The organism is Yonghaparkia sp. Soil809, from assembly GCF_001429705.1.
Classification (GTDB): domain Bacteria; phylum Actinomycetota; class Actinomycetes; order Actinomycetales; family Microbacteriaceae; genus Microcella.
In genome coordinates this window covers 1,212,316-1,237,900 of sequence record NZ_LMSV01000001.1, presented here as the reverse complement: position 1 = coordinate 1,237,900, position 25,585 = coordinate 1,212,316, and the positions used below count along the sequence as shown (strand labels likewise).

The 25,585-nt window shown below is 72.4% G+C and carries 22 protein-coding genes; 8 read left to right on the top strand and 14 right to left on the bottom strand.

The genetic code is table 11. The features are described 5' to 3' along the window. Positions 1–31 precede the first annotated feature (31 nt). The gene (locus ASG83_RS06015; RefSeq protein WP_055858092.1) at positions 32–1,045 is read left to right on the top strand and encodes an o-succinylbenzoate synthase; all 1,014 of its coding nucleotides are present in this window, start codon (positions 32–34) and stop codon (positions 1,043–1,045) included. A gap of 7 nt (positions 1,046–1,052) precedes the next feature. Here the strand turns inward: ASG83_RS06015 and pulA are convergent, their stop codons facing one another. From pulA to ASG83_RS05985, 6 genes are all read right to left on the bottom strand, one after another. Beyond that, positions 1,053–7,298 (bottom strand): pullulanase-type alpha-1,6-glucosidase, encoded by a 6,246-nt coding sequence (pulA, locus tag ASG83_RS06010; protein WP_082599106.1) that lies wholly within the window; start codon positions 7,296–7,298, stop codon positions 1,053–1,055. Between the two features lie 355 nt (positions 7,299–7,653). Then, the gene (gene ccsB, locus ASG83_RS06005) at positions 7,654–8,664 is read right to left on the bottom strand and encodes a c-type cytochrome biogenesis protein CcsB (RefSeq protein ID WP_055858089.1); all 1,011 of its coding nucleotides are present in this window, start codon (positions 8,662–8,664) and stop codon (positions 7,654–7,656) included. Next, positions 8,664–10,331: a cytochrome c biogenesis protein ResB gene (locus ASG83_RS06000; RefSeq protein ID WP_235460044.1), complete on the bottom strand. Its 1,668-nt coding sequence runs from the start codon at positions 10,329–10,331 to the stop codon at positions 8,664–8,666. Before ASG83_RS06000 ends, ccsB begins: the two co-directional genes overlap by 1 nt. Next, positions 10,309–11,052: a cytochrome c biogenesis CcdA family protein gene (locus ASG83_RS05995; protein WP_156376769.1), complete on the bottom strand. Its 744-nt coding sequence runs from the start codon at positions 11,050–11,052 to the stop codon at positions 10,309–10,311. Before ASG83_RS05995 ends, ASG83_RS06000 begins: the two co-directional genes overlap by 23 nt. An 8-nt stretch (positions 11,053–11,060) precedes the next feature. Then, positions 11,061–11,708: a TlpA disulfide reductase family protein gene (locus ASG83_RS05990; RefSeq protein WP_055858086.1), complete on the bottom strand. Its 648-nt coding sequence runs from the start codon at positions 11,706–11,708 to the stop codon at positions 11,061–11,063. After that, on the bottom strand, positions 11,705–12,337 hold the full coding sequence (locus tag ASG83_RS05985) for a histidine phosphatase family protein (RefSeq protein ID WP_055858083.1): 633 nt from the start codon (positions 12,335–12,337) through the stop codon (positions 11,705–11,707). Before ASG83_RS05985 ends, ASG83_RS05990 begins: the two co-directional genes overlap by 4 nt. A gap of 90 nt (positions 12,338–12,427) precedes the next feature. Here ASG83_RS05985 and aspS point away from each other — a divergent pair, with 90 nt between their 5' ends. Next, a complete protein-coding gene (aspS, locus tag ASG83_RS05980) occupies positions 12,428–13,768 on the top strand; it encodes an aspartate--tRNA(Asn) ligase (protein ID WP_055858082.1) in 1,341 nt (446 codons plus the stop codon). A 121-nt stretch (positions 13,769–13,889) separates the two neighbouring features. On the opposite strand, the gene ASG83_RS05975 is transcribed toward aspS, so the two are convergent. Then, complete coding sequence (locus ASG83_RS05975; protein ID WP_235451357.1) at positions 13,890–14,258, bottom strand: hypothetical protein; 369 nt, start codon at positions 14,256–14,258, stop codon at positions 13,890–13,892. A gap of 111 nt (positions 14,259–14,369) precedes the next feature. Between ASG83_RS05975 and ASG83_RS05970 the strand changes: the two genes are divergently transcribed. Continuing rightward, the gene (locus ASG83_RS05970) at positions 14,370–15,338 is read left to right on the top strand and encodes a ring-cleaving dioxygenase (RefSeq protein ID WP_055858079.1); all 969 of its coding nucleotides are present in this window, start codon (positions 14,370–14,372) and stop codon (positions 15,336–15,338) included. Continuing rightward, positions 15,335–16,003, top strand: coding sequence for an alpha/beta hydrolase (locus tag ASG83_RS05965; RefSeq protein ID WP_200959264.1), 669 nt, complete (start codon positions 15,335–15,337; stop codon positions 16,001–16,003). Before ASG83_RS05970 ends, ASG83_RS05965 begins: the two co-directional genes overlap by 4 nt. A 93-nt stretch (positions 16,004–16,096) precedes the next feature. On the opposite strand, the gene ASG83_RS05960 is transcribed toward ASG83_RS05965, so the two are convergent. Beyond that, the gene (locus ASG83_RS05960) at positions 16,097–16,882 is read right to left on the bottom strand and encodes an alpha/beta fold hydrolase (RefSeq protein WP_055858076.1); all 786 of its coding nucleotides are present in this window, start codon (positions 16,880–16,882) and stop codon (positions 16,097–16,099) included. Between the two features lie 143 nt (positions 16,883–17,025). Here ASG83_RS05960 and ASG83_RS05955 point away from each other — a divergent pair, with 143 nt between their 5' ends. Both ASG83_RS05955 and ASG83_RS05950 read left to right on the top strand, forming a co-directional pair. Further along, a complete protein-coding gene (locus ASG83_RS05955; RefSeq protein WP_055858073.1) occupies positions 17,026–17,679 on the top strand; it encodes a hypothetical protein in 654 nt (217 codons plus the stop codon). Then, the gene (locus ASG83_RS05950) at positions 17,676–17,921 is read left to right on the top strand and encodes a DUF6186 family protein (RefSeq protein WP_055858070.1); all 246 of its coding nucleotides are present in this window, start codon (positions 17,676–17,678) and stop codon (positions 17,919–17,921) included. Before ASG83_RS05955 ends, ASG83_RS05950 begins: the two co-directional genes overlap by 4 nt. A 22-nt stretch (positions 17,922–17,943) precedes the next feature. Here the strand turns inward: ASG83_RS05950 and ASG83_RS05945 are convergent, their stop codons facing one another. The 6 genes from ASG83_RS05945 to ASG83_RS12795 all read right to left on the bottom strand — a co-directional run bounded on the left by ASG83_RS05945 (position 17,944) and on the right by ASG83_RS12795 (position 22,867). Continuing rightward, a complete protein-coding gene (locus ASG83_RS05945) occupies positions 17,944–18,903 on the bottom strand; it encodes an alpha/beta fold hydrolase (RefSeq protein WP_055858068.1) in 960 nt (319 codons plus the stop codon). Positions 18,904–18,912: 9 nt separating this feature from the next. Beyond that, complete coding sequence (locus ASG83_RS05940; RefSeq protein ID WP_200932256.1) at positions 18,913–19,266, bottom strand: ATP-dependent DNA ligase; 354 nt, start codon at positions 19,264–19,266, stop codon at positions 18,913–18,915. Positions 19,267–19,393: 127 nt separating this feature from the next. After that, positions 19,394–19,756, bottom strand: coding sequence for a hypothetical protein (locus ASG83_RS05935; RefSeq protein WP_200932257.1), 363 nt, complete (start codon positions 19,754–19,756; stop codon positions 19,394–19,396). Between the two features lie 100 nt (positions 19,757–19,856). Then, positions 19,857–21,980, bottom strand: coding sequence for a heavy metal translocating P-type ATPase (locus ASG83_RS05930; protein ID WP_055858065.1), 2,124 nt, complete (start codon positions 21,978–21,980; stop codon positions 19,857–19,859). Between the two features lie 39 nt (positions 21,981–22,019). Further along, the gene (locus ASG83_RS05925; protein ID WP_055858063.1) at positions 22,020–22,646 is read right to left on the bottom strand and encodes a TetR/AcrR family transcriptional regulator; all 627 of its coding nucleotides are present in this window, start codon (positions 22,644–22,646) and stop codon (positions 22,020–22,022) included. Continuing rightward, on the bottom strand, positions 22,643–22,867 hold the full coding sequence (locus ASG83_RS12795; protein ID WP_055858062.1) for a hypothetical protein: 225 nt from the start codon (positions 22,865–22,867) through the stop codon (positions 22,643–22,645). The genes ASG83_RS05925 and ASG83_RS12795 overlap by 4 nt, the downstream gene beginning before the upstream one ends. Before the next feature lie 383 nt (positions 22,868–23,250). Here ASG83_RS12795 and ASG83_RS05915 point away from each other — a divergent pair, with 383 nt between their 5' ends. Continuing rightward, positions 23,251–24,270, top strand: a complete 1,020-nt coding sequence (locus ASG83_RS05915; protein WP_055858060.1) for an isopenicillin N synthase family oxygenase — start codon at positions 23,251–23,253, stop codon at positions 24,268–24,270. A gap of 274 nt (positions 24,271–24,544) precedes the next feature. Then, positions 24,545–25,507 (top strand): quinone oxidoreductase, encoded by a 963-nt coding sequence (locus tag ASG83_RS05910; RefSeq protein WP_055858058.1) that lies wholly within the window; start codon positions 24,545–24,547, stop codon positions 25,505–25,507. The last annotated feature ends 78 nt before the right edge of the window (positions 25,508–25,585 follow it).

Here is a 25,585-nt window from a genome sequence, read left to right as displayed (position 1 = left end):
CGTGCCCGCGACCGGTGACAGACTGTGCCGCATGACGACGCCGGCGACGGATGCCCTGCCCGAGCTCGACGAGGTGCTGAGCGGCTCGGCCGTGGTGTCGGTTCCGCTGACGACGCGGTTCCGCGGCGTCGAGCATCGCGAGGCCGTGCTGCTGCGCGGCCCGGCCGGGTGGAGCGAGTTCAGCCCGTTCGCCGAGTACGGAGACGCCGAGGCCGCGACGTGGCTCGCCGCGGCCCTCGACTTCGGCTGGCGCGACTCGGGGGCGGCGGTGCTTCGACGGAGCATCCCCGTCAATGCGACGCTGCCGGCGGTCGCGCCCGACCGCATCGAAGCGGTTCTCGCGCGCTACGACGGCTGCCGCACCGTGAAGATCAAGGTCGCCGAGCGCGGTCAGACGCTCGCCGACGACGTCGAGCGGGTGCGCGAGACGCGCCGGCTGATCGGCGCCGAGGGGCGGATCCGGCTCGACGCGAACGGCGCGTGGAACCTGGACGAGGCGGAGCACGCGGTGCGCGAGCTCGAGCAGTTCGACCTCGAGTACGTCGAGCAGCCGTGCGCCTCGGTCGAGGAGCTCGCGGAGCTGCGACGGCGCATCCACCGCATCGACGTGCTCGTCGCGGCCGACGAGAGCGTGCGGAAGGCGGCCGATCCGCTCGCGGTCGCGCGCGCGGGGGCGGCCGACGTGCTCGTGATCAAGGCCGCACCGCTCGGCGGCGTCGACCGCGCGCTCGCGATCGTCGAGGCGGCGGGGCTTCCGGCGGTGGTCTCGAGCGCGCTCGACACGAGCGTCGGGCTCGCGATGGGCGCGGCCCTCGCGGCCCGGCTGCCCGCGCTCGAGTTCGACTGCGGGCTCGGCACGGGCGCGCTCCTGGCCGACGACGTCGCGGTCGCGCCCGTCGTGCCCGTCACGGGGGCCATCGGCACGGGTCGCGCGACGGTCGACGAGGATGCCCTGCGCCGGCTCGCCGCCCCCGACGAGCGCGCGCAGTGGTGGAGGGCGCGGCTCGAGCGCTGCTACGCGCTGCTCGCCGCACCCCCCGCCTGACCCCGGGCTAGCTCCTCCCGCGGCGGCGCGACGCGATCAGCAGGCCGAGCGCGACGAGCAGGGCCAGCACGAGCGCCGATCCGAGGGCGATCTCGGTGACCGTGAGCTCCTCCGGCGCGACCGTCACGGGGGCCGTGGCCTCGAGGCCGGAGTCGAGGCCGACGAGCCGGAACTCATGGGACCCGAGCTCGGCATCCGCGGGCACCGCGATCTCGAGGGACACCCCGCCGCTCGCGTCGGCGATCGTCGCGACGAGCAGCTGCGGAGTCGAGTGCATCCAGAGCTGGACGCGCTCGCCCGGCTGGAAGCCGCGCGCGGCGAGCGCGACCGTCGACGCGGGCGCGAGGGTCGACGAGCTCACCGCCGTGAAGCGCGGCTTGCCCTCGTTGCCGGTGCCGTTCCCCTGGCCGACGCCGCCGTTGCCGAGGCCCTTGCCGTTGCCGTTGTTGCCCTTGCCGTTGTTCGCGTTGCCGTTGCCCTGGCCGCCGCTGTTGCCGGGGGCCTGCTGCTGCGCATCGACGAGCACCGCGGCGGTTCGCGCCGGGATGCTCACCGAGCCCGTCGCGGCATCCCAGGCCGTCTGCGCGACGACCGGGTCTGCGCCGTTCGCGAGCGCATCGGCGAGGGCGAACTCGCGACCCGCGAGCCCCTCGACCTGCTCGGTGATCGCCTCGGGCGTCGCGTTGAAGACGACGAGCGCGCCCTCGAGCTCGGGGTCGACGTCCTCGCCCAGCAGGTCGTCGATGAGCATGACGACGAGGCCGGGGGTGGCGTCGGCTCCGCTGTTCGGGAAGCTGACCTTCTGGCCGATGAGCTCGGCCGATCCCAGCTGCAGCAGGTCGACCGAGCTGCGCACGCGCAGCAGGTCGAGCGCCGCCGCCTCCGCCGCCGCCATGTCGGCCGGCGCGGGCTTGAGCGCGGGGTCGGCGAGCAGCGGAGCCATGATCGACCACTTCTCGCCGTTGTCCGCCTCGCTCGGCAGCCCGGAGCCGAACGTCGACTCCTGCCCCGTCCAGTCGATGCGGTTGAACCAGTCGCCCGAGTTGTAGCTGTTGCGGTCGAGCGACTTCGAGCGCAGCAGCTCGGTGCCGGCGTGCCAGAACGAGGGCGCCTGCGAGAGCGTCACCGTCGCGAGCGACAGCGTGTTCATGCGGATGCGATCGGCCATCGTCGTGTCGCGCGGCAGCTTGATGACGCTCAGGTCGTAGAGCGTCTCGTTGTCGTGCGCGTCGACGTAATTGATGACCTCGTCGGGCTGGTCGGCGTAGCCCGCGGGCGAGCCGCGGTAGTCGAGCTCGTCGCCGGGCACGACCGCGCCGCTCGCCGACTCGAGCGCGTAGTCGCGCAGGTTGCCGACGAGGCCGAGCTTGACGAGATCGGTCTGCTTCAGCAGCTCGGCGATCGACTGCTCGGCCGAGCCGTTGATCGGGTCGCCGTTCGGGTCGGTGCCGAGGCCGGTGCCGAAGCCCTGGACGAAGGTCGAGGAGCCGTCGACCGGGCTGCCGCCGTGGACGGCGTCGCGCAGGCGATCGTTGAACGTCGCGATGCCCGTGCCGCCGAGCTGGCCCTGCGTGGCCTGCTCGAAGCGCGCGTTGTTCGCGACCTCGCCGAAGTTCCAGCCCTCGCCGTAGAGGAACACCTCGGAGCCGTCGACGCCGTCCTCCTCGAGCGTGAGGGCGTCGAGCGCGGCCCGCACGTTCAGCATGTTCTGCTTGGAGTGGTGGCCCATGAGGTCGAAGCGGAAGCCGTCGACCTTGTACTCCTTCGCCCACAGCACGACGGAGTCGACCATGAGCCTCTCGGCCGCGGCGTGCTCGGTCGCGACGTTCTGGCAGCAGGTCGAGGTCTCGACCGCGCCCGTGGCGTTCAGGCGGTGGTAGTAGCCGGGCACGATGCGGTCGAGCACCGACTTCTCGCCCTGACCGGACTGCGCGGTGTGGTTGAACACCTGGTCGAGCACGACCTCGAGCCCCGTCGCGTGGAGCGCGCCGACCATCTCGCGGAACTCCTCCACGCGCGCGCCGCCGTCGGCGTCGACGGCGTACGAGCCCTCCGGGGTGGAGAAGTGGTACGGGTCGTAGCCCCAGTTGAAGCCGTCGAGGTCGCGGATCCCGGCGATGCAGGCCTGCTGCTCCGCCGACGCCGGCCCGAACGAGGCCAGGTCGCACTCGGGCTCGGCCTGCTGCGCGCGGCGCTCCTCGATCGTGGCGATGTCGAAGGTCGGCAGCAGGTGCACGGTCGTGATGCCCGCCTCGGCGAGCTCGCGCAGCTGCGCCGTGCCGGCCGAGTCGCGCGTGAAGGCGCGGTAGGTGCCGCGCTCCTCCGCCGGAACGCTCTCGTCGCCGATCGAGAAGTCGCGCACGTGCAGCTCGTAGATCGCGCGGTCGACGCTGCGGTCGACAGTGGGCTGCGGGGTGTCGGCCCACAGCTGCGGCCGCAGCTCCGGAGCGTCGAGGTCGACCACGACCGAGCGGGCCGAGTTGACGGTGAGCGCGACCGAGTAGGGGTCGGTCACCGAGTTCGACTCGACCTCGCCGGTCGACGGGGCGAACACCTCGACCCGCCAGCGGTACTCGTCGCCCGCGGCGAGCCCGGAGTCGACGCTCCACGCCCCGCTCGCGTCGTCGTAGCCGGCGTCGATGAGCTCGGGGTCGCCGGTCATCCCGGCGTCCCAGCGCTCGAGCACGACCGAGCGCGCGGTGGGGGCCCAGAGCGACACGGCGGCCGAGGAGCCGTCGACGACGGGGCCGAGGTCGGTGCCCGCGAGGCCGTCGGCGTAGAGGTCGTCGAGCACCCCCGGGATCTGCACCCCGGTGAGCGCCGTCAGCGCGCCGTCGACGCGCTGGGCGACGAGCAGCTCGCCGCGCACGAGCTCCGCGATCGCAGCGCGGTCGAGACCGACCGGCGTGAGCGCGACGTAGTCGGCGAGGTGCGGGAAGGCCTGCAGGACGCCGGCGGGCAGCCCGTCGGGGTCGACCGCGAGGTCGATCGGCTCGCCGCCTCCGGTGACGGCGCCATCGGAAGTCGCGAGGCCGCCGTCGGCGGCGTGCTCGAGGGTGAACGTCGCGCTCGATGCGGGCGTGCCGCCGAGCAGGGCGACGGGCCAGGCGATCGCGTCGCCCGCGGCCCAGATGGCCTGCTGCGTGCCGACGCCCGCGAGGGGCGGGTCGGTCACGACGATCTCGAGGACGTTCGTGGCGAGCGTGTAGAGGAAGCGGACCTCCTTGCCCTCGCTCGCGCTGAAGGAGTAGTTGGCGCCGTTGCGGACGCCGTCGACGCCGTAGTTCTCGTCCCACGAGAGGCCGTGCGCGACCTTCACCTCGTAGCTGCCGCTCGGCAGGGCCGAGGTCGCGAACTCGTAGACGCCGTCCTTGTCGCCGTCCTGCGCCAGGGTCGCGAGGCAGTCGGGCTGCCAGTCGCCCGGGCAGCCGAGCTCCGACTGCAGGCTGCCGGGCAGCGTGACGACGGGGCCCTCGGCGCTCGAGGAGATGATCTTCGTCACGGGGTCGAAGTAGAACGTGATCGGGCCGCCCGCGTGCGAGTAGGTGATGTTCCCGCCGTCGCGCACGCCGTTCGCCCCGTAGTTCTCGGCCCACGAGCCGTTGACCGCGACCTTGTACTCGTAGTCGCCGGCCGGGACGTCGAAGGTGCCCGTCCAGATCCCCGAGGCGGTCAGCGTGAGCTCGGCGGCGCCGCAGTCGGGCTGCCAGTCGCCGGCGCAGCCCATCTCGCTGTTGTGGCTGCCGGGGACGACGACCGAGTCGTAGCCGGGCTCGACCGGGCCGCCGTCGTCGACGGCGCCGTCGATCGCGACGCCGACGGAGGCGTAGGTCGAGGCGGCCGAGCGGTTGCCCGCGGCGTCGACCGTGACGGCCCGGTACTCGACGAGCGTGCCCGTGGCGAGGCCGCGGGTGTCGTGGAAGAGACGCGGCGAGGTGTCCTCCGCCGTGCCGAGAGGCGTCCAGGCGTCGTCGCCCGCGATGCGCCAGGCGAAGCTCGTCTCGGCCCACGTCGCGTCGTCGATGTCGGCGGCGACCGGCGCGAGGTCGGTGACCGCGGCACCGGCGGAGGGCGCCGACACGGTGATGGCCTGCGCTGCCTCAGGAGCGGTGACCAGGCGGTCGGCGACCCAGACGACGGCGGAGAGCGCCGGCACCGTGACCGACACGAGGCCGGTCGCGTCGGCCGTCGCGGCCGCGCCGTCGCCGTGCAGCACCGAGAAGGAAGCCCCGGCCGTGAGGGTCGGGATCTCGACCGTCCGCGGCTCGGCGGCGTTGTTGACCGCCACGAGGTGCTCGATCCTCTCGTCGCGATCGACGCGGCTGAAGGCGTAGACGCCCGCGCCGTCGGCGACGTAGCGCTCGATCTGGGCGCCCGTGTCGAGCGCGGGGTGCGCCTCACGGAGGGCGGCGAGCTCGGAGATCGCGCCGTAGAGCGGAGCATCCGTGCTGAATCGATCGACGCTGCCGGCCGTCTCGCCCGTGACGAGCGGCTGGTTCGCGTACTCGGCCACCTGCGTCGCGAAGAGGGTCTGGCGGGCGTCCTTGTCGCCGCCCGTGCCCGCGAAGCCCTGCTCGTCGCCGTAGTAGACGACGGGCTGGCCGCGCGTGAGGTACATGAGCTCGTGGGCGAGGACGGTGCGCTCGAGCGGCTGGCCGGTCGAGGCGAGGAAGTAGCCGACGCGGCCCATGTCGTGGTTGCCGAGGAAGGTCGGCAGCGCCGTCGAGGACGAGTCGGGGGTCGTGTAGCGGTCGTCGCCCGCGAAGAGCTCCTGCAGGCCCTTCGCCGAGTTGCCGCTCGCGAACGAGACGGCCTTCTGCTGGAAGGTGAAGTCGAGCACCGAGTTCATGTCGGTGTCGCGGATGTACGGCGCGAGCTTCACCGGGTCGGCGTCGTAGACCTCGCCGAACATGAAGAAGTCGGGCTTGCCCGCGACGTTCTTGGCGTAGTCGAGGACCTCGGTGCTCCACTGCTCCCAGAACTCGAAGTTGACGTGCTTGGCGGTGTCGATGCGGAAGCCGTCGATGCCGAGATCGATCCACTGCTGGTAGACGTCGACGAAGCCGTTCACGACGGTCGGATGCTCGGTCATGAGGTCGTCGAGCCCGACGAAGTCTCCGAACGTCACCGACTCGCCCGTCCACGTCGAGTCGCCGCGGTTGTGGTACAGCGTGGGGTCGTTGAGCCAGGCCGGGACCTTGACGGTCTCCGTGCCCGGTGCGATGACGGGCGTGTAGGGGAAGCTCGTCGCCGCGTCGAGGGCGGGGAAGTCGCCCGTGCCCGCGTAGTCTCCCGGGTCGAAGGCGGTGCCGTCGGCCGCGAGGTACGGGCTCGTCGCCTGGTCGATGTACGAGTACTGCCCCTCCTCGTACGCGATCACATCGGCGGTGTGGTTCGTGATGATGTCGAAGTAGATCTTGATGCCGCGCGCGTGCGCCTCGGCGATGAGGGCCTCGAGCTCGGCGTTCGTGCCGAGGTGGGGGTCGATCTGGGTGAAGTCGGTGATCCAGTAGCCGTGGTACCCGGCGGAGGCGTTCGCGCCCTCGCCCTGCACCGGCTGGTTCGTGAAGCTCGGGGTGAGCCAGATCGCGCTCGTTCCGAGCCCGGCGATGTAGTCGAGGTTCTCGCGGATGCCCGCGATGTCGCCGCCGTGGTAGAAGCCCTTGTCGGTCGGGTCGAAGCCCGTGACCATGCGGTCGCCCTCGAGCCCGCCGAGGTCGTTGGCGACGTCGCCGTTGGCGAAGCGGTCGGTCATGACGAAGTAGAAGTTCTCATCGCTTCCGGCCTGGCGCACGGGCGGGGCGATGATCGCGTCGTCGGCGGCGGAGTAGGCGCCCGCCATGCTCAGCAGCTCCAGGCCGACGCGCTGCGCCGCCTCGTCGAAGGTCACCCGGACGGTCGCGTCGCCGGCAACCGTGAGCGGGATGTTGTCGCCGCCTCCGTCGCGCCCCCACGCGGCGTCCCACGAGTCGTTCGCGGCGACCTTGTACTCCCACGATCCGGCCGGGATCGTGAATTCGGCGGAGAACACGCCCGACGTCCCGGTCGCGGCGAGCTCGGTCTCCGCGCACGCGGGGGCCCAGTCCTCGGCGCAGCCGAGCTCTGACTGCAGGCTGCCGACGAGGGCGTACGTGTCGCCCTCGGCCGAGGCCGCTGTCATCGCGGGGAGCGGACCGGCGACGAGCGCCGTGACGGCGAGCGCTCCGATCGTCAGCTGGGCGGACACGGTGCGGATGCGCGCGCGAGAGGTCATCGTCGACTCCGGTTTCTGCGGCACAGCGAGGTGCCAGGGGTGGTCGGGCCGACGCTAGCAACTGGCTGAGAATTGTGCAAGCGTTTGCACCTCTACCCCCCGAGTGCGGGGCCGGATGCCCGGAATGACGGGGCAGGAGTCTGCCCTGAATCCGGTTCACGCCCTGTGGAACCGGGCTGGAACGCGACGACCATCGACTGGAACCGCTTGCAACCACGGGCCGTGCCAACGAGAGCTCAGAGAGCGCCGAGCACGGATCGGGGCGCGCCGACCACGGATCAGAGCGCGCCGGTTCCCGGCGAGACCGGCGCCGTGGCGGCGGAGCCGAGCGGGCCGGCACCGCCGGCCGCGCGGACTAGAGCCCGCTGTACGAGTGCAGGCCCTTGAAGAAGAGGTTGACGACCGTGTAGTTGAAGATCACCGCGCTGAAGCCGATGATCGCGAGCCACGCCGAGCGGTCGCCGCGCCAGCCGCGCGTCGCGCGGGCGTGGATGTAGCCGGCGAAGAGGGTCCAGATGATGAAGGTCCAGACCTCCTTGGTGTCCCAGCCCCAGTAGCGGCCCCACGCGCGCTCGGCCCAGATGGCGCCGGCGATGAGCGTGAAGGTCCAGAACACGAAGCCGACGACGTTCACGCGGTAGGCGAGCGACTCGAGGGCGGATGCTCCGGGCAGGGTCTGCACGAAGCGCAGCCCCTCGGCCTTCGACGCGGCGGCGCGCGATCGCAGCAGCTGCATGATCGAGAGCCCGGCGCCGATCGCGAAGAAGCCGGTCGCGAGCGTGGCGACGAGCACGTGGATCACGAGCCAGCCGGACTGCAGCGGCGGCGGGGTCGGCACGACGTCGACGTAGAAGTTCGTCGTCACGATGCCGAGGGCGAGCAGAGAGAAGCCCGTGATGTAGGCGCCGAGGTAGCGGATGTCCTTCCAGAGCAGGGCGCCGAGGAACGTGCCCATCCCGAGCGCCGTCGCCGTGAGCCCGAACTCGAACATGTTGGCCCACGGCACCCGTTCGGCCGCGATGCCGCGGGTGAGGACGGCGGCGAGGTGCAGCAGCCAGCCGAGCGCGGCGAGGGCGACCGCGACCTTCTGGAAGCGGGTCGCGCCGATCGGCGCGTCGACGGGGGTGCCGGATGCCCGGGCCGTCGTCGTCCGCTCGATCGTCGATGTTCCGCCGCGGGCCGACCCTGCGGCCGCCTCGGCGGTGAGGGAGGAGGCGGGGGCGACCTGAGCGGGCGCGACCCGTGCGGCATCCGTCGACGCCGCCGAACGCGTGGCGAGGTCGATCGTGAACAGCACGAACGCGATGGTATAGACGCCCATGGCCGAGTAGACGGCGACGAGCGAGTAGGCGACGAGGTTCTCCATCAGGTCTCCAGAGTAGGCGCGAGTCGCTGGGAATGCGCATCGGCGAGGTCGGCGACCGCCGCCTCGAGCCCGGGGTCGTCGCCGCGGGCGAGGCCGGCGTACTCCAGGCGCACGCCGTCGTCGGTCGCGGTGGCCACGACCCACAGCCGTCGACGCGGCACGAAGAGGCTGACGACGAGCCCGCCGAGCACGAGCAGCGCCGAGATGAGCACGCCGGTCTGCGTCGGGTCGTGGTGCACATCGACGCTCACGAAGCGCTGCAGGCCGCTGAACTCGACGGACCCGAGCCCATCGGGCAGCTCGGCCGTCTGCCCGAGCCCGATCACGAGCGGATCGGCCGGCGCATCGCGGCCCGCGATCTGGGTGAGTCCGTCGGTGTCGAGCGCGTAGGCGTTCCGCGGCACGCCGTCGTTCAAGCCGAGGTCGCCGGTGAAGGCGTTGAAGGTGAGGACGGGCTGGTCGGGCTCCGGGTACACCGACGAGAGCGCCCCCGACTCGAGCTGGATCGCCGAGGGGTAGAAGAAGCCGATCATGCCGAGCTGCTCCTCCAGGCCGTCGGGCACCTTGATGACGCCGATGCTCGTCAGGTTCGCGTCCTGCGGGAGGAAGGGGACGGCCTCGCTGAAGACGATGTCGCCGTCGCCGTCGCGCACGGTGATCTCGGGGGCGAATCCGTTGCCGAGGAGGTAGAGGTTCGTGCCGCCGACGGTGAGCGGGTCGTTGACCTTCAGCGTGCGCTGCGCCTCGCGGCCGTTCTCGACGACCGTCATGCTCGCGGTGAAGTCGAGCGGCTGCACCTGCCCGGTCGTCGTGTCGAGCCCGTACTCGGCCTCGAAGTCGTCGAGCCGCACGCCGTAGGGGTCGAGCAGGGCGTCGTCGAAGAAGCGGCCGGGGTTGAACGAGTCGTAGCTGCCGAGCTGGTTGACGAAGGTCTCGCCCTGCACGATGACCTTCTGGCCGTTGTAGCCGAAGCCGCCGGCGAAGCCGATGGTCGCGAGCACTCCGACGAGAGCCATGTGGAAGATGAGGTTGCCGGTCTCGCGCAGGTATCCCCGCTCGGCCGAGAGCGAGTCGCCGTAGCGCTCGACGCGGTACCGGCGGCGGCGCAGCTCGGCGCGCGCGGCCTCGAGCGCGGTCTCGACGTCGCCGGGAGCATCCGTCGCCCGGTACCCGACCAGGCGGTTCAGGCGGGCCGGCGTCTTCGGCGGAGCCGAGCGCAGCGCGCGCGCGTGGTGCAGCGTGCGCGGGATGATGCAGCCGATGAGCGAGACGAACAGCAGCAGGTAGATGGCCGAGAACCACACCGAGGTGTAGGTGTCGAACACCTGCAGGGCATCGAGCACGTCGAAGAGCTCGGGGTTGTCGACGCGGTACTGGGAGACGCCGTTCGGGTCGGCCGAGCGCTGCGGCACGAGCGACCCGGGGATCGCCGCGACGGCGAGCAGCAGCAGCAGGACGAGCGCCGTGCGCATGCTCGTCAGCTGCCGCCACGCGAAGCGCAGCCAGCCGACCGGGCCGAGCGACGGCTGGGCGATGGGCGCGGATGCCCCGCGCGCGTCGCCGCCGTCGGCGCCGTCGGCCGCCGCGCGGGCATCGATCGCGGCTTCGCGCTGCTCGGCGGCGAGCGCGTCGGCGTCGATGTGGTCAGAGGGGCGTAACGGTTCCACCGATCACCGCCCCGAGGCTCGAGACGAAGAGCTGCCAGAGGCCGGTGACCATGGCGAGGCCGATGACGATGAGCAGGAGCCCCCCGATGATGTTGAGGACGCGGATGTTCCTCCGCAGCCACGCGGTCGCACCCGCGACCCAGCGGAAGCCCAGCGCGATGAGCAGGAACGGCACTCCGAGGCCCAGGCAGTAGACGAGGCCGATGAGGGCCGCGCGCCCCACGTCGCCCTCGTTGAGGATGAGCGCGTTGACGGCGACGAGGGTGGGGCCGATGCACGGCGCCCAGCCGAGGCCGAACACGATGCCGAGCACGGGCGCCCCCGCGAGGCCCGTGCGGGCCGCGATGCGCGGCTTCATCGTGCGCTGAAGGAACGACACCTGCCCGATGAAGACGAGCCCCATGACTACGACGACGACGCCCGCGACGCGCGTGATGACGTCGAGGTACTGCTGCAGGAGGAACCCGGCGGTCGCGAAGACGATCGAGAAGGCGACGAAGACGACGCTGAAGCCGAGGACGAACAGCAGGACGCCGAGCAGGAGGCGCCCGCGCTCGCGGCGGTTCTCGGCGGGGCGCGTGATGCCGCCGACGTAGGCGAGGTAGCCGGGCACGAGCGGCAGCACGCACGGCGAGGCGAAGGCGAGGAAGCCCGCCGCGAGCGCGATCGGCAGTGCGAGCAGCAGGTTGCCGCTCAGCACGATCTCGCCGATCGGGTTCACCACGCCGATCAGCTCGACTCGGCGAGGGCGTCGGCGATCATGGCCCGCAGCGTCGACGGCTCGGAGACCAACCCTGAGATGCGGGCGGCGACCCGGCCCTGAGCATCCACCACGAGGGTCGTCGGCGTGGCCGTCGGCGCGACCTGCCCCGCGAAGGCGAGCCGGACGATGCCGGTCTTCGCGTCGAGCACGGAGGGGTAGGTGACGCCGAACTCGTCGGCGAAGGCGAGCGACTGCGCCGCGGCATCGCGCGTGTTGACGCCGATGAAGGGCACGCCCGCTCCACCCTGCTCGTCGGCGAACTCCTGCTGCAGCGCCTCGAGGTCGGGCGCCTCGACGCGGCACGGCGGGCAGCCGGCGTACCAGAAGTTGACGACGTACACCTGGCCGGCGAGGTCATCGCTCGAGAGCTCGCCGCCCTCATCGAGCGGAGCCCCCTCCCAGGCGACGGGCGCCGAGCGCTCGTCCGCGGCGATGACCGTGTAGGCGCCGTCGCCCGAGATGTAGCCCTGCCCGGAACCCGAGCGGTACTGCTCGGCGAGCGGGTCGCTCGAGCAGCCCGTGAGGGCGATCGCGGCGACGGCGAGGGTCGCGGCGAGACGCGCGCGAGCGGTCGCGCGGCGTGCGGGCGTGCGGGCTGCGGAGAGGCGGGTCACACGGCTCCCAGATCGATGGACTGCGCGAGCAAGTCTGCCGCGGGATCCTGATAGCCGATCTCAGTGAAGGCGCCGTCGCGCCAGGCGAAGCTCGTGACGCTCGAGAGCGAGCAGCGGCGCTTGCGCGGGTCGTGCGCGAGCCTCTTGCCGGCGACGGCGCGGTGGGCCATCCAGATCGGCAGCTGGTGGCTGACCATGACGACCTCACCGGAGTCGGTGCGCTCGTGGGCGTCGCGCATGGCGATGAGCATCCGCGCCGCTATGTCGGCGAACGGCTCGCCCCAGCTCGGCGTCGACGGGTCGCGCATGAGGTGCCAGTGCTTCGGGTGCAGCAGCGTCCGCCGGTTCATCCGCTTGCCCTCGAACCGGTTCGTCGGCTCGATGATGCGCTCGTCGGTGCGGATCGGGAGCCCGAACGCGTCGGCCCACGGCTGCGCGCTCTCCTGGGCGCGCTGCAGGGGGCTCGCGTAGAGCGCGGTGACCGGATGCCCGGCGAGGGCCTGCACCGCCGAGGACGCCATGCGGTGCCCGAGCTCGCTGAGCCCGAACCCCTCGAGCCGCCCGTAGAGCACCCGCTTGGGGTTGTGCACCTCGCCGTGGCGCACGAGATGGACGATGTCGGCGGGCATGAGCCCAGTCTACGAGCGGGCGGATGCCCGGATTCGCGCCCGGTCGCGGCCCGAGCCCGGGCATCCCGCCCGCCGGTAGGCTGTTCTCTCGTGACTCGCACCCTCATCAAGAACCTCGCCCCCCTGCCCGACGGAACCGTGACCGTGGCCGGGTGGGTCGATACGGTGCGCGATCAGAAGAAGGTGCAGTTCGTCATCCTGCGCGACGAGTCGGGGGCCGTTCAGCTGGTCAACCCTGCGACGCGCGAGCTGGGTGACGACGCTGATGACGCAACGCGGTCGGCGCTCGCGCTCACCGAGACGATCTCGGGCCTCGCGCACGGGTCGATGGTGCGCGTCACCGGCGAGCTCAAGCACGACGAGCGCGTCAAGCTCGGAGGTATCGAGGTGAAGATCGCGAGCCTCGAGGTCGTGAGCGAGGCGCTGCCCGAGACCCCCATCGCCGACGACTCGAGCCTCGACAAGCGGCTCGACTGGCGCTTCCTCGACCTGCGCCGCCCCGAGGCGAACCTCGTCTTCCGCGTGCAGACGACGTTCGAGCACGCGCTGCGCACGTGGTGGGTCGAGAACGACTTCGTCGAGATCCACACCCCGAAGCTCATGGCGAGCGCGTCGGAGTCGCGCGCCGAGCTGTTCGAGCTCGAGTACTTCGAGGGCAAGGCCTACCTGTCGCAGAGCCCGCAGTTCTTCAAGCAGATGGCGCAGCCGGCGGGCTTCGGCCGCGTGTTTGAGATCGCGCCCGCCTTCCGCGCCGACCCCTCGTTCACGTCGCGCCACGCGACCGAGTTCACGTCGATCGACGCCGAGTTCAGCTGGGTCGACTCGCACGAGGACGTCATGGCGATGCACGAGCAGCTGCTCGTGGCGGGGTTCACCGCGGTCGTCGAGAAGCACGGCGCCGAGATCGAGGCCGCGTTCGGTGTCACCGTGACGGTGCCCGCCGTGCCGTTCCCGCGCATCCCTCTCGCGGAGGCCCTCGAGCTCGTGAAGGCCCGCGGCTACGAGGTGCCCCGCACCGACGGCGACCTCGACCCGGAGGGCGAGCGCCAGCTGTCGGCCCACGTGCGCGCGGCGTTCGGCCACGACTTCGTGTTCGTCACCGACTACGCGAGCGGGATCCGGCCGTTCTACCACATGCGCTATGAGGGGGATGCAGGGCTCACGAAGAGCTACGACCTCCTGTACAACGGCACCGAGATCTCCACCGGAGCCCAGCGCGAGCACCGGGTCGAGGTCCTCATCGCGCAGGCGCAGGAGAAGGGGCTCGAGCCCGAGGAGCTCGAGTTCTACCTCGACTTCTTCCGCTACGGCGTGCCCCCGCACGGCGGGTTCGGCATGGGCCTCGCGCGCGTGCTCATGCTCATGCTCGGGCTCGGGTCGATCCGCGAGACGACGTACCTGTTCCGCGGGCCGACGCGCCTGCTGCCGTAGTGCTGCCTGCGCGGCCAGCGCCTCCGGCCCGAGTGAGCCGCGATGTCGCAGTTGAGCCTGAACTTTTCAACCCAACGGCGACTTTCGGGCTCACTCGCTCGCGGAGCAGGGGGCGGGTCGGCTAGACCTCGAAGTCGGGGCGGATGCTCCAGCCGGTGTACGTCTCGAGGGCGGCCATGAGGCGCAGGGCCTCGAGCGCGGCGTGCTCGTGGCTGACCGTCGAGTAGACGTCGATCGCGAGGGGCGGCGGCTCGCCGAACTTCGGGATCTCGATCTCGGCGCGGGCCCCGCCGGCGAGCTCGACGTAGGGCCGCATGGTCCGCGCTTCGCGCACGGGGCTGTCGACGGCGAGGGCGACGATCGCGAGCGCGTCGATCTTGGTCACCGGGCTGCGGACGACGATGGTCGCGCACCACTCGGGCTGCTCGGCTCCCGAGCGACCGATTCGGGGCAGGAGGCGGCCGACGAGGTCGCGGACGGGCTCGATCACACCGTCACGATAGGCACGCCGGCTGGGCGGCCGCTCGGCGGCGGTCGGGAATATCCCTGGCGTCTATGCGTTTGCATCGATATCATCGGCGCGACAACCTCAGGAGCTGACATGACCGCGACCACCCAGGGCCTGCACCACGTCACCGCGATCGCGGGCGACCCCCAGAAGAACATCGACTTCTACATCACCGGCCTCGGGCTGCGGCTCGTGAAGAAGACCGTCAACTTCGACGACCCCGGCACGTACCACCTCTACTACGGCGACGAGTCGGGGCGCCCCGGCACGCTCATGACGTTCTTCCCGTGGCGCGGCATCCAGCCCGGCCGCATCGGCGCGGGCCAGTCGACCTCGACCGCCTTCTCGGTGCCGGCCGGCTCGCTCGGCTGGTGGGTCGACCACTTCGCCTCCGTCGGCGCCGAGGCGCGCATCACCTCGACCTCCTCGAGCGAGGAGCGCCTGCTCGTCCACGACCCCGACGGCCTGCAGATCGAGCTCGTCGCGACGCACGAGCACGACCCGCGTGACCCGTGGGACTCCGCGAGCGTCCCCGCCGAGCACGCCATCCGCGGCCAGCACTCGAGCGTCCTCACCGTGCGTGACGCCGAGAGCACCGTCGCGCTCATGGTGAACGACCTCGGGATGCGCGTGGTCGAGCAGGAGGGCAACCGCACCCGCCTCGCCGCGGGCGACGGCATGCCCGGCGCCCTCGTCGACGTCCACGCCTCGTCCCTCGCCCCCGCCGGCCTCACCGCGGGCGGCACCGTGCACCACATCGCGTTCCGCGTGCCCGACCAGGCGACGCAGCAGCAGTGGCGCGACGAGCTCGCGAGCAAGGGCCACCGCGTCACCGAGATCCTCGACCGCCAGTACTTCACGAGCATCTACTTCCGCGAGCCGGGCGGCGTGCTGTTCGAGATCGCGACCGACACCCCCGGATTCGACATCGACGAGCCGCTGCTCGAGCTCGGCCGCGCGCTCAAGCTGCCGCCGTGGCTAGAGCCCTCGCGCGAGGCGATCGAGGCGCGCGTGATCCCCGTCACCCTGCCGGAGGAGAACAACCCCGAGGTCGCCGCGTGACCGGCGCGGCCGAGCCGGGCGGCGCGGCCGCGGGTGTCGCCCTCGACGCCTGGCCGCACCTGTTCCAGCCCGGACGGGAGGGCGCCCCCGTTCTCCTCACGCTGCACGGGACGGGCGGCGACGAGCGCGACATCGCGCAGATCGCGCCGCACCTGCTCGATGGGGCGGGCATCCTCTCGCCGCGCGGTCGCGTGAGTGAGCACGGCATGAACCGCTGGTTCCGGCGCATCGCCGAGGGCGTGTTCGACGTCGACGACGTGATCGTGCGCGCCGGCGAGCTCGCCGCGTTCATCGCGCTCGCCCGCGAGCACTACGGCATCCAGGATGCCCGGCTCATCGCCGTCGGATTCTCGAACGGCGCCAACATCGCGCTCGCGACCGCGCTGCTGCACCCCGAGGCGATCGACCGGGTCATCGCGTTCAGCGGCATGTATCCGTTCGGCGATCGCGACCCGATCGGCGACGTCTCGGGGGTGAGGCTGCTGCTCGCGAACGGCGCGGCCGACCCGATGGCCCCCGCGGCGAGCGCCGCGCACCTCGCGCGGGTCGCGGCCGAGCACGGCGCGGAGGTCGAGCGGCACATCCGCGCAGGCGGCCACGGCATCGACGGCAGCGACATCGCGGCCGCGCGGACGTGGGTCGCTGACGTGGTCGCGACCGTCTGATCGTGCGCTCGTGCCAGCACGTGCGGGCGCGCAGCTCGGGCTCGGCCCGACCTGCTCGCACGGGCGCGGGCTGAGCCCGCCCCAGCCCCGGGCTCAGGCCTGGTGGGCGACCGCGTCGACGAAGTCGAGCAGGGCCGCGGCGGTGGCGCGCGCATCCTCCGCGGGCGGCAGGTGAGCGACCCCGGGCACCATGACCGCCCGGCCGTCGACGACGCCGTGGGCGATCTCGGCGGCCCTCGCCTGGGGCGCGACGAGGTCGTGCTCGCCCCAGAGCGCGAGCACGGGCATCCCGATCTCGCCGAGTCGTGCCCGCACGTCGTAGTCGGCGAGCGCCTCGCAGCAGCGGGCGTAGCTCTCGTCGTCGGCGTCCTGCAGCACCCGTAGCAGGCGGTCGGTGAGGTCGGGCTCGCGCTCCCTGGATCCGGGGGCGAACCAGCGCTCCGCCGATGCCACCATGACCGCCGTGGTCGACCGCTCGCGCACGATCGCGGCGCGCTCGTGCCAGGACTCCGGCGTGCCGAGCCGGGCGCCCGAGGCGACGATCGCGGCTGCGACCACGAGGTCGGGGTGTCGCAGCGCGAGCTCGAGGCCCGTCGCCCCGCCGAGGGAGACGCCGGCGGACAGGATGCGGTGCTCGCCCCGAGCGCGGAGAGCGGCGGCCAGTCCGTCGGCGATCGCGCCGACCGTGACGGGCCCGTCGGCGGCGGGGCCGGCGCCGTGCCCGGGCAGATCCCACGCGCACACCCGGTAGCGCTCCTGGAGGAGCGGGGCCACCGCCTCCCACAGGATCGTCGACGTTCCGAGCGAGGGACCGAGCACGACGAGAAGCGCGTCCGCCGGGCCGACCGTCTCCGTGAGGCGGATGCTCGGGGTCGTCATCGTCCGTCGCCCTCGTCGGCGACGCCGCCGATCGACATTCCCGCGATCCGTCCGTCCATGGCGCGAGCGTAGCGCCCGTTCGCCCGCACCGGCTGGCCGTCGTCTGCCGCGTCGCGCGCCGCTCTCGCCCGTAGGCTGACGTCGTGACGCGAGCCGCCGCCCTGACCCGCGCGTCCGCCCAGCGCTGGCCGACGAGCGCCGTGCTCTGGGTGGTCGCGCTGGCGATCATGGCGGGGTTCCAGTTCTGGCGCGGCGCCCCGATCGACGGCGTGATCTTCGCTGTCATCACGTCCGGCCTCCTCATCGAGCGGTCGGTGCGGATGCGCCGCCCCGCCGCCGACCCCGCTCCCGCCCCGAGGAGGTCGCCCTTCACGCCCCGCCTCTCCGTCGTCGTCGGCGTCGCGCTCGCCGCCGGGCTCGCGCTCGTGCTCGCCCCGCGGACGGGCGCGATGAGCATCGCGCTCGTCGCGGCCCTCGGGCTCGCGGCCGTCGCGCTGGTGTGGGATCACGCGCCGGGCTCCCGCCCGAGCTCGCCCGCCTCGCGCCGCCGCTCGCGCATCGCGTGGGGCTCGATCGGCATCGCGCTGTGCCTGTGGGAGGCGGCGGCGTACATCCTCTCGGTCGCCGTGCCGCGCGGCTGGATCGGCTTCCCGACGGTCTCGCTGCTGCTCGAACCCGCCGTCGACTTCGACCCGACCCGCGCGCTGCTCGCCGCGGCCTGGCTCGCCGTCGGCGTCTGGCTCGTCGCCGGCGCGGCCGCGCGGCGAGCGACCCCCCGAGCGGGAGCGCGCTCGTGATCGACGTGGTCATCGACGTCGAGCTCACGCGGACGATCACGATCGCCGGCTACCTCGCCGTGATCGTCGCGGCCGTCGCGATCGACGTCGCCGCCCGTCGCGGGGTCGGCCGGCTCGAGCCGCTCGGCGACACGATCGCCGCCGCGATGGGCGACCGGACCATCCGGATCGCGGTGGTCGCCACGTGGTGGTGGATCGGCTGGCACTTCCTCGCCGACCCGACGCGCAGCTACGGTCTCTGAGGCGCGGCCGTCGCGCGAGCCGTCAGAGTCGGGCGGCGCGGTCGGTCGAGAGGAGCATCCCCTCGATGACGCCCGCGCACGCCGCGGGGTCGGCGAGCGGCAGGTCGTGGCGACCGGGCAGGCTGCGGGCCGAGACGCTCGGGAAGCGCTCGGCGAGCTCGACCGCGCGTCCGGGGACGGGGACCGGGTCGCGGTCGCCGTCGACGAGCAGGACGGGGATGCCGCGCTCGTCGAGGTGGGTGAGCGCGCCCTCCCAGGTCTGGCCGGCGACGAGGGCGTCGAAGCTGCGGGTGTAGGCCTCCCAGGTGTGGCGCACGCCCGCGCGGGCGATCGGCGCCGGGAGGTCGGGGTTGAGGGCGACGGCGAGGCGCGCGGCGCTGTCGCGGTTCTCGCACACCCACGCGCACGTGCGCTCGGCGACCGGTCCGCTCGCCATGAGCGCCTCGAACCAGCCCATGCCCGCGACGCGCTCGTCGGCCTCGGCCCGCGTGCGGTACAGCGGAGCGTCGAACGCGACGACCGCGCGCACGGTCGACGCCGTCGCCGCCCACTGGATGGCGAGGCTCGCGCCCATCGAGTGCCCGACCGCGATCGTCGGGCGGTCGCCGAGCCCGAGCTCGTCGAGGGCCGCATCGAGCGCGGCGAGGTGGGCCGCGAGCGAGACGGACTCGCCCGCGGTGCCGTGCACCATCGAGTCGCCGAAGCCGAGCGGGTCGGCGACGACGACCGTGGCGTGGGCGCCGAGCCGGTCGTAGACATCGCCGTAGAAGACCTGCGTGGCCGCGATGCCCGGCAGCAGAAGCACGACCGTGTCGCCCTCGCCGAAGACCCGCACCCCGAGCGGTCCGGCGACCCGTACGTCGCCCGCCCCCGGACGCCACGAGCGGACCGCGGGCGACGCGGCGCGGGCCGCGAACCAGCCCGCCGCGGTGAGGCCCGCGCCGAGGGCGAGGCCCGTGATGATGCGGAGGGCGGCGGTCATCGCAGGGCCCTAGTGGGCATCCTTGCGCTTGACGCTGTTGCCCTTGGCGGTGACCTGGCGCTTCATGCGCGGGTCGTCCGAGAGGTCGAGGCCCTGCGGGCCGAGAGCGGCGACCGCCATCTCCTCGAGCCACTCGCGGTCGAGCGGGCCGTGCGCGGCGCTCGAGTACTTGAAGTAGATCGGCACGGAGGTGTCGATCCAGATGGCGCTGCGCCCGTCGCCGACGCTCTGCGGGTCGCGCCAGTTGAGGAAGAAGTTCTCGCCGCGGCGCAGCTTGGCCGAGAACAGCGCCTGCAGGTGCGCGAGCACGCGGTCGTCGAACTCGAACTGCTGGCCGACCGAGCCGTAGATCAGGGTCCCCATCGTGCAGAATCCTTCCGGTGTCGCCGCCATCGCGGCGAAAGCGCATGATGGGGGCATGCTACCCGGGTGACCTGGACTCCATGCGGATGGATGATTCCTCATGCGGCCACCGGCCCCGACCCGGCGCTCAGACCGTCATCGGGAGGTCGTGCCTCTTCACGGTGTTGTGGGCCGGCATCGCGGTGCGGCTGAGGTGCACCTCGTCGGAGAGATCGAGACCCCCGGCGCCGTGCGCGGCGATGGCCATCTCCTCGAGCAGCTGCCGGTCGAGAGACGGCCGCTCGACGCTGTCGTAGTGGAAGCCCAGCGGGATCGCCGGGTGGAGCCAGATCGCACTGCGCCCTCCCCCGACGACCTGCGGATCGCGCCAGGACAGGAAGAAGCACTCGCCCCTGCGGAGCTTCGCCGTGACGACCGCCTGCACGTGCGCGAGCACGGCGTCGTCGAAGTGGAAGCTCATGCGCTCCGCGCTGTACGCGAGAACGCCCATGGTGCACCTCCCGATCCGAGGTAACCGAACGGCCACAGTATGGCCCTCTCCGCGGGCGCGCGCCAGAGGCTCTCGACACCCGTTCGCGCGACGGCGCGGCCTACCGCCCGAGGCGGTCGGGGCGCAGGTCGAGGCGGCGCAGCAGCTGCGCGTTGAGAGCGACGACGACCGTCGACGCCGACATCAGCAGGGCGCCGACCGACATCGGCAGGATGAACCCGATCGGGGCGAGCACGCCCGCCGCGAGGGGCACCGAGATGAGGTTGTAGCCGGCCGCCCACCAGAGGTTCTGCGTCATCTTGCGGTAGCTCGCGCGCGACAGCTCGATCACCGAGAGCACCGATCGCGGGTCGTCGCTCGCGAGGATCACTCCGGCCGAGCCGATCGCGACGTCGGTGCCGGCGCCGATCGCGATGCCGACGTCGGCCTGCGCGAGCGCCGGGGCGTCGTTGACGCCGTCACCGACCATCGCGACGCGGAAGCCCTCGCCCTGCAGCTCGGCGACCTTCGCCGCCTTGTCCTCCGGCCGCACCCCGGCGAAGACGCGGTCGATGCCGAGCTCGGCGGCGACGGACTGCGCAACGGCCTCGGCGTCGCCCGTGATCATGACGACCGTCAGCCCGCGCTCGTGCAGCGCGTCGACCGCCTGGCGCGACTCGGCGCGGATCTCGTCGGCGAGCGCGAGCGCCCCGACGACCTCGTCGTCGACGAGCACGTGCAGGATGATCGAGCCCTGCTCGCGCCACGCGTCGGCCGCCGGCAGCTCGGTCGCGCCGTGGCGCTGCAGCATGCTCGGGCCGCCGACGCTCACGGTGCGGCCCTCGACCCTCGCCGTCACGCCCGTCGCCGGACTCGAGGTGAAGCCCGAGGCCGCCGGCACGGCGATGCCGCGCTCGGCGGCCGCGCGCACGATCGCCGCGGCGAGGGGATGCTCGCTGTCGCCCTCCGCGGCGGCGGCCAGACCCAGCAGCTCGTCCTCGCCGATCGGGCCGGCGCTGCGCGCGCCCGCGGTCTCGACGGCCGTCACGGTCGGGGCGCCCTTCGTCAGGGTGCCGGTCTTGTCGAAGAGCACGGCGCTGACGGTGCGCATGCTCTCGAGCGCGAGGCGGTCCTTCACGAGCACGCCGCCGCGGGCCGCGCGCTCGGTCGCGATCGACACGACGAGCGGGATCGCGAGGCCGAGAGCGTGGGGGCACGCGATGACGAGCACGGTGATGGTGCGGACGATCGCGTCGCCGGGCATCCCGAGGGCGAACCAGACGATCGCGGTGATCGCGGCGGCGCCGAGCGCGAACCAGAACAGCCAGGCCGCGGCTGTGTCGGCGAGGCGCTGCGCGCGCGACGACGAGCTCTGCGCCGTCTCGACCAGGCGACGGATGCCCGCGAGCGCCGTGTCGTCGCCGACCGCCGTGATCTCGATGCGCACGCCCGAGTCGGTGGCCACGGTCCCGGCGACGACCGGGTCGCCGACCTCGCGCTGCACGGCCCGCGACTCGCCCGTGATCATCGACTCGTCGAAGGCGGCCGAGCCCTCGACGATGCGGCCGTCGGCGGGAACCCGCGCGCCCGGCCGCACGATGACGCGGTCGCCGAGGCGCAGCTCGCTCGGGGCGACCGTCTCGGTGCCGGAGTCGGTGATGCGCTCGGCTTCATCGGGCAGCAGGGCGGCGAGCGAGTCGAGGGCGCTCGTGGTCTGCGCGAGCGAGCGCATCTCGATCCAGTGCCCGAGCAGCATGATGACGACGAGCAGGGCGAGCTCCCACCAGAAGTCGAGCTCGTGCGGCAGCAGGCCGAGGCTCGCGCCCATGCTGGAGAGGAAGGCGGTCGTGATCGCGAGCGCGATCAGCAGCATCATGCCCGGCTTGCGGGCCTTCAGCTCGTCGACGGCGCCGGTGAGGAACGGCCGGCCGCCCCAGACGTAGATGACGGTTCCGAGTGCGGGCGAGATCCATTCGATGCCGGGGATGCCCGGGAGCTCGTAGCCCAGGATCATCGCGAACATCGTGCTGAAGCCGATGACCGGGAGGGCGAGGAGGAGGTTCCACCAGAAGAGGCGGCGGAACTGGCCGACGTGGTCGGCGTGGCCGCCGTGGCCGCCGTGGCCGCCGTGGCCCGCGTGCGCTCCAGCGCCCTGTGGGGCGTCATGGGCCTCGTGGCCCCCGTGCTCGGGCGTCGGCGCGGGCTCGTGCATCTGCTCCTGCGTGTGCTCAGCGTGCGTGCTCATGCCGGCACTGTATACCCCCCTGGGGTATGTGTCGAGGGTCTAGGAGGAAGTTGTCAGGACCCGGCGGACGAGCACGATGGAGTTCTCGATGAGCTCGCGCACCGTCCGGTCGAAGCCCGGCTCGTACCACTTCGCCGCCGTGTAGGTGAGGACGCCGCGTGAGAGCGCGATGACCATGTGGGCCTCGTCGTCGAGCTCGGCATCCGTCGCCTCGGTTCGCCCCGCGGCGCGGAACCGCTCGACGACGACGGCACGATAGCGCGCCTCCATCTCCCCGTCGATCGCGAGCCGCTTCGCCGAGAGCTCCGGCGTCGTGTAGATCACGCGCTGCCGCAGCCGGTAGAGCGCCGGGTCGACGGCGACCTCGGTGAGCGAGTCGATCACCATCGTCAGGAAGTCGACCAGCACGTCATCCGTTGGCTCGTGCACGAAACGCCGCACCTGCTCCTCCGACGCGAAGGGGGTGCGCGGCCCGAGGATGGCCGCCTCCTTCGAGCCGAGGTAGTTGTAGAAGGTGCGCGGCGAGGTCATGCACGCCTCGCAGATCATCTCGACGGTGACGGCGTCGTAGCCGTGCTCGGCGGCGAGCTCGACGGCAGTGCGCTCGAGCTGCTCGAGCATCGCCGCGCGCTTGCGTTCCCGCAGCGGCGGCGATGACGAGGTCACGAGCCGATCGCAGTCCGAATCGGCACCGCGGCCTCGTCGTCGAAGTAGCCGGCGCCGTGGGAGGGGAGGTCGAAGTCCCACTCGGCGAAGTACGGCGAGTGCACGCGCGGCTGCACCGGCTGCGGGTGCGCCGCCAGGTCGAAGTCGGGGTCGCTCTCCAGGCCGAGCGACGCAGCGACGCGAATCAGTCGCGCGGTGTCGAGTGAGTAGGTGAAAGGCACGTGTGCGCTCCGTTCCGACTGGGCGATATCCCGAGCCGGATGGTGCAGGCAAGGCATATTTGCAGGGTGTGCAGAAGTGTAGGCATGCACCTTTCGCCACCGCCAGCATCGATCCGCCGTCAGGAACGCTCGAGGAACGAATGAGCCGCCCTCGCCAGCGCCGCGAGAGCCCCGCGACATCCGGGCTCCCGACCCGGGCGAGCGTTTGCTACTCTCGACGCATCATGAGTCGCCTCCTGTGTCGTCGCTGCTGTTGTCGCTCGTCTCTCTGACCGACCAGCACCCTCCGCGCATCCCCGCGCTCCCTCGACGACACTCGCGGCCGACCGCATCCTGACAGAACGGATGCCCGTCGCCGCCCGCTGCGAAAGGCACCGCTCATCATGTCCACGACCCCCGCTTCCGCCCTCACCCTCCCCGTGCTCGACCTGTCCCTCCTCGACGGGACGGACGCCGACGCCGCGCGCTTCCGCGACGAGCTGCGCCGCGCGACGCACGAGGTCGGCTTCTTCTACCTCGTCGGCCACGGGGTCCCGGCCGAGCTCATCGCCCGCGCGTTCGACACGGCTCGCGCCTTCTTCGCCCTCCCGGAGGAGGACAAGCTCGCGATCGAGAACGTCACGAGCCCGCACTTCCGCGGCTACACGCGCATGGGCGGCGAGCAGACGCTCGGGCAGACCGACTGGCGCGAGCAGATCGACATCGGCGCCGAGCGCCCCGCGGTGCCGCTCACCGAGGGCGTCGAGCGCTACTGGGCCCTGGAGGGACCGAACCTGTGGCCCGAGGCGCTGCCCGAGCTGCGCGAGGTGTCGGAGGAGTGGATCGCCCGCCTCGACGCGATCGGCACGCGCCTGCTGCGCGCCTGGGCGGAGGCCCTCGGCGCTCCGGCCGACACCTTCGACGCGGCCTTCGCGAACTCCTCCCCGCACCTGAAGATCGCCCGCTACCCCGGCGTCGACGCGCCCGAGCCGGCCCAGGGCGTCGGCGCCCACAAGGACCTCGGCGTGCTCACCCTCCTCTACGTCGAGGAGGGCCGCGGCGGCCTGCAGGTCGAGAAGGACGGCGCCTGGATCGACGCGCCCCCGATCGACGGCGCCTTCGTCGTCAACATCGGCGAGCTTCTGGAGATCGCCACCGACGGCTACCTCAAGGCCACCAAGCACCGCGTGCTGTCCCCCGCGCCGGGCACCGAGCGCATCTCGATCCCGTACTTCCACGGCCCGGCCCTCGACGCCGAGGTGCCCACGATCACTCTGCCCCCGGGGCTCGCCGCCGAGGCCCCCGGAGTCGACCGCGACCCGGCGAACCCGCTGCACCCCGTCTTCGGCCGCAACTGGCTCAAGAGCCGCGTGCGCGCGCACCGCAACGTCGTCGAGACGCAGTACCCCGACTGGCTCCAGTGAGCGGGTCGAGAGGTCGCTGACCCCCCTGTCGGGTGCCCCCCGAACGTAGGCTCCCCCTAGTGGGGGATGACCGCTCCCGGGCCGGCCACTACCGTCGTGGTAGCGGCACAGATCCGGGGGGATCGTACGTGACGCTTCACTGGGGGGCACGACTTCGGTCGGTGCACACTGCTTCCCCGGCTCGGGGGAGCCGGGGAGCAGGGCCCGCCTCTTCGGCCCGCTCTCGTCGGGCATCCTGGCTAGGCTCGTTCCGCACCCCGCGGAGAGGACGAGCATGCGCGCGATCGTGATGACCGAGACCGGCGGCCCCGAGGTCCTGCAGGCGACGGATGCTCCGCCTCCCGCCCCGGCGCCTGGCGAGGTGCTCGTCCGCACGCACGCCTCCGGGGTCAACTTCATCGAGATCTACCAGCGCTCCGGCGGCTACCCGGTGGGTCTGCCCTTCACTCCGGGCTCGGAGGCCTCCGGCGTCGTCGAGCAGCTCGGCGAGGGCGTCACGACCCTGCGCGTCGGCGACCGCGTGACGACGTGCGAGGCGCGCGGCACCTACGCCGAGCGCTTCACGGTCGCGGCCGACCGCGCGGTCGTCGTGCCCGACGGGGTCGACCTCGACACCGCGGCCGCGCTGCCGCTGCAGGGCATCACTGCCCACTACCTGTCGACGTCGGTCGCGCATCCCGGCCCGGGCGAGACGGTGCTGCTGCACGCGGGCGCCGGCGGCGTCGGGCTGCTGCTCACGCAGGTGCTCGCCGCGCGCGACGTGCGCGTCATCACGACGACATCCGACGACGAGAAGGCCGCGCTCAGCCGCGCGGCCGGCGCGTGGCGGACGATCCCGTACGAGGGCTTCACCGAGACCGTGCGCGAGCTCACCGACGGCGACGGCGTGCCGGTCGTCTACGACGGCGTCGGCCGCGCGAGCTTCGACGGCTCGCTCGCGGCGCTCGCCGTGCGCGGCCTGCTCGTGCTGTTCGGCGCCGCGAGCGGGCCGGTGCCGCCGTTCGAGCTCCAGCGCCTGAACTCGGGCGGCTCGCTGAGCGTGACCCGCCCGACGATCGGGCACTTCCTCCGCACCGCCGACGAGCGCGCCTGGCGCTACCGCGACCTGTTCGCCTCGCTCGCGGCGGGCGAGCTCGACGTGCGCGTCGGCGCCCGCTTCCTGCTCGCCGAGGCCGGGGCGGCGCAGGCCGCGCTCGCGAGCCGCAGCACGACGGGGAAAGTGCTGCTCACGCCGTAGCGGCGGCTGGCTCGTGATGCCCTCGGGGCTTCCATGCTGATGATGGGCCGACCATAACGATTCCTCGATTCCGCGCGG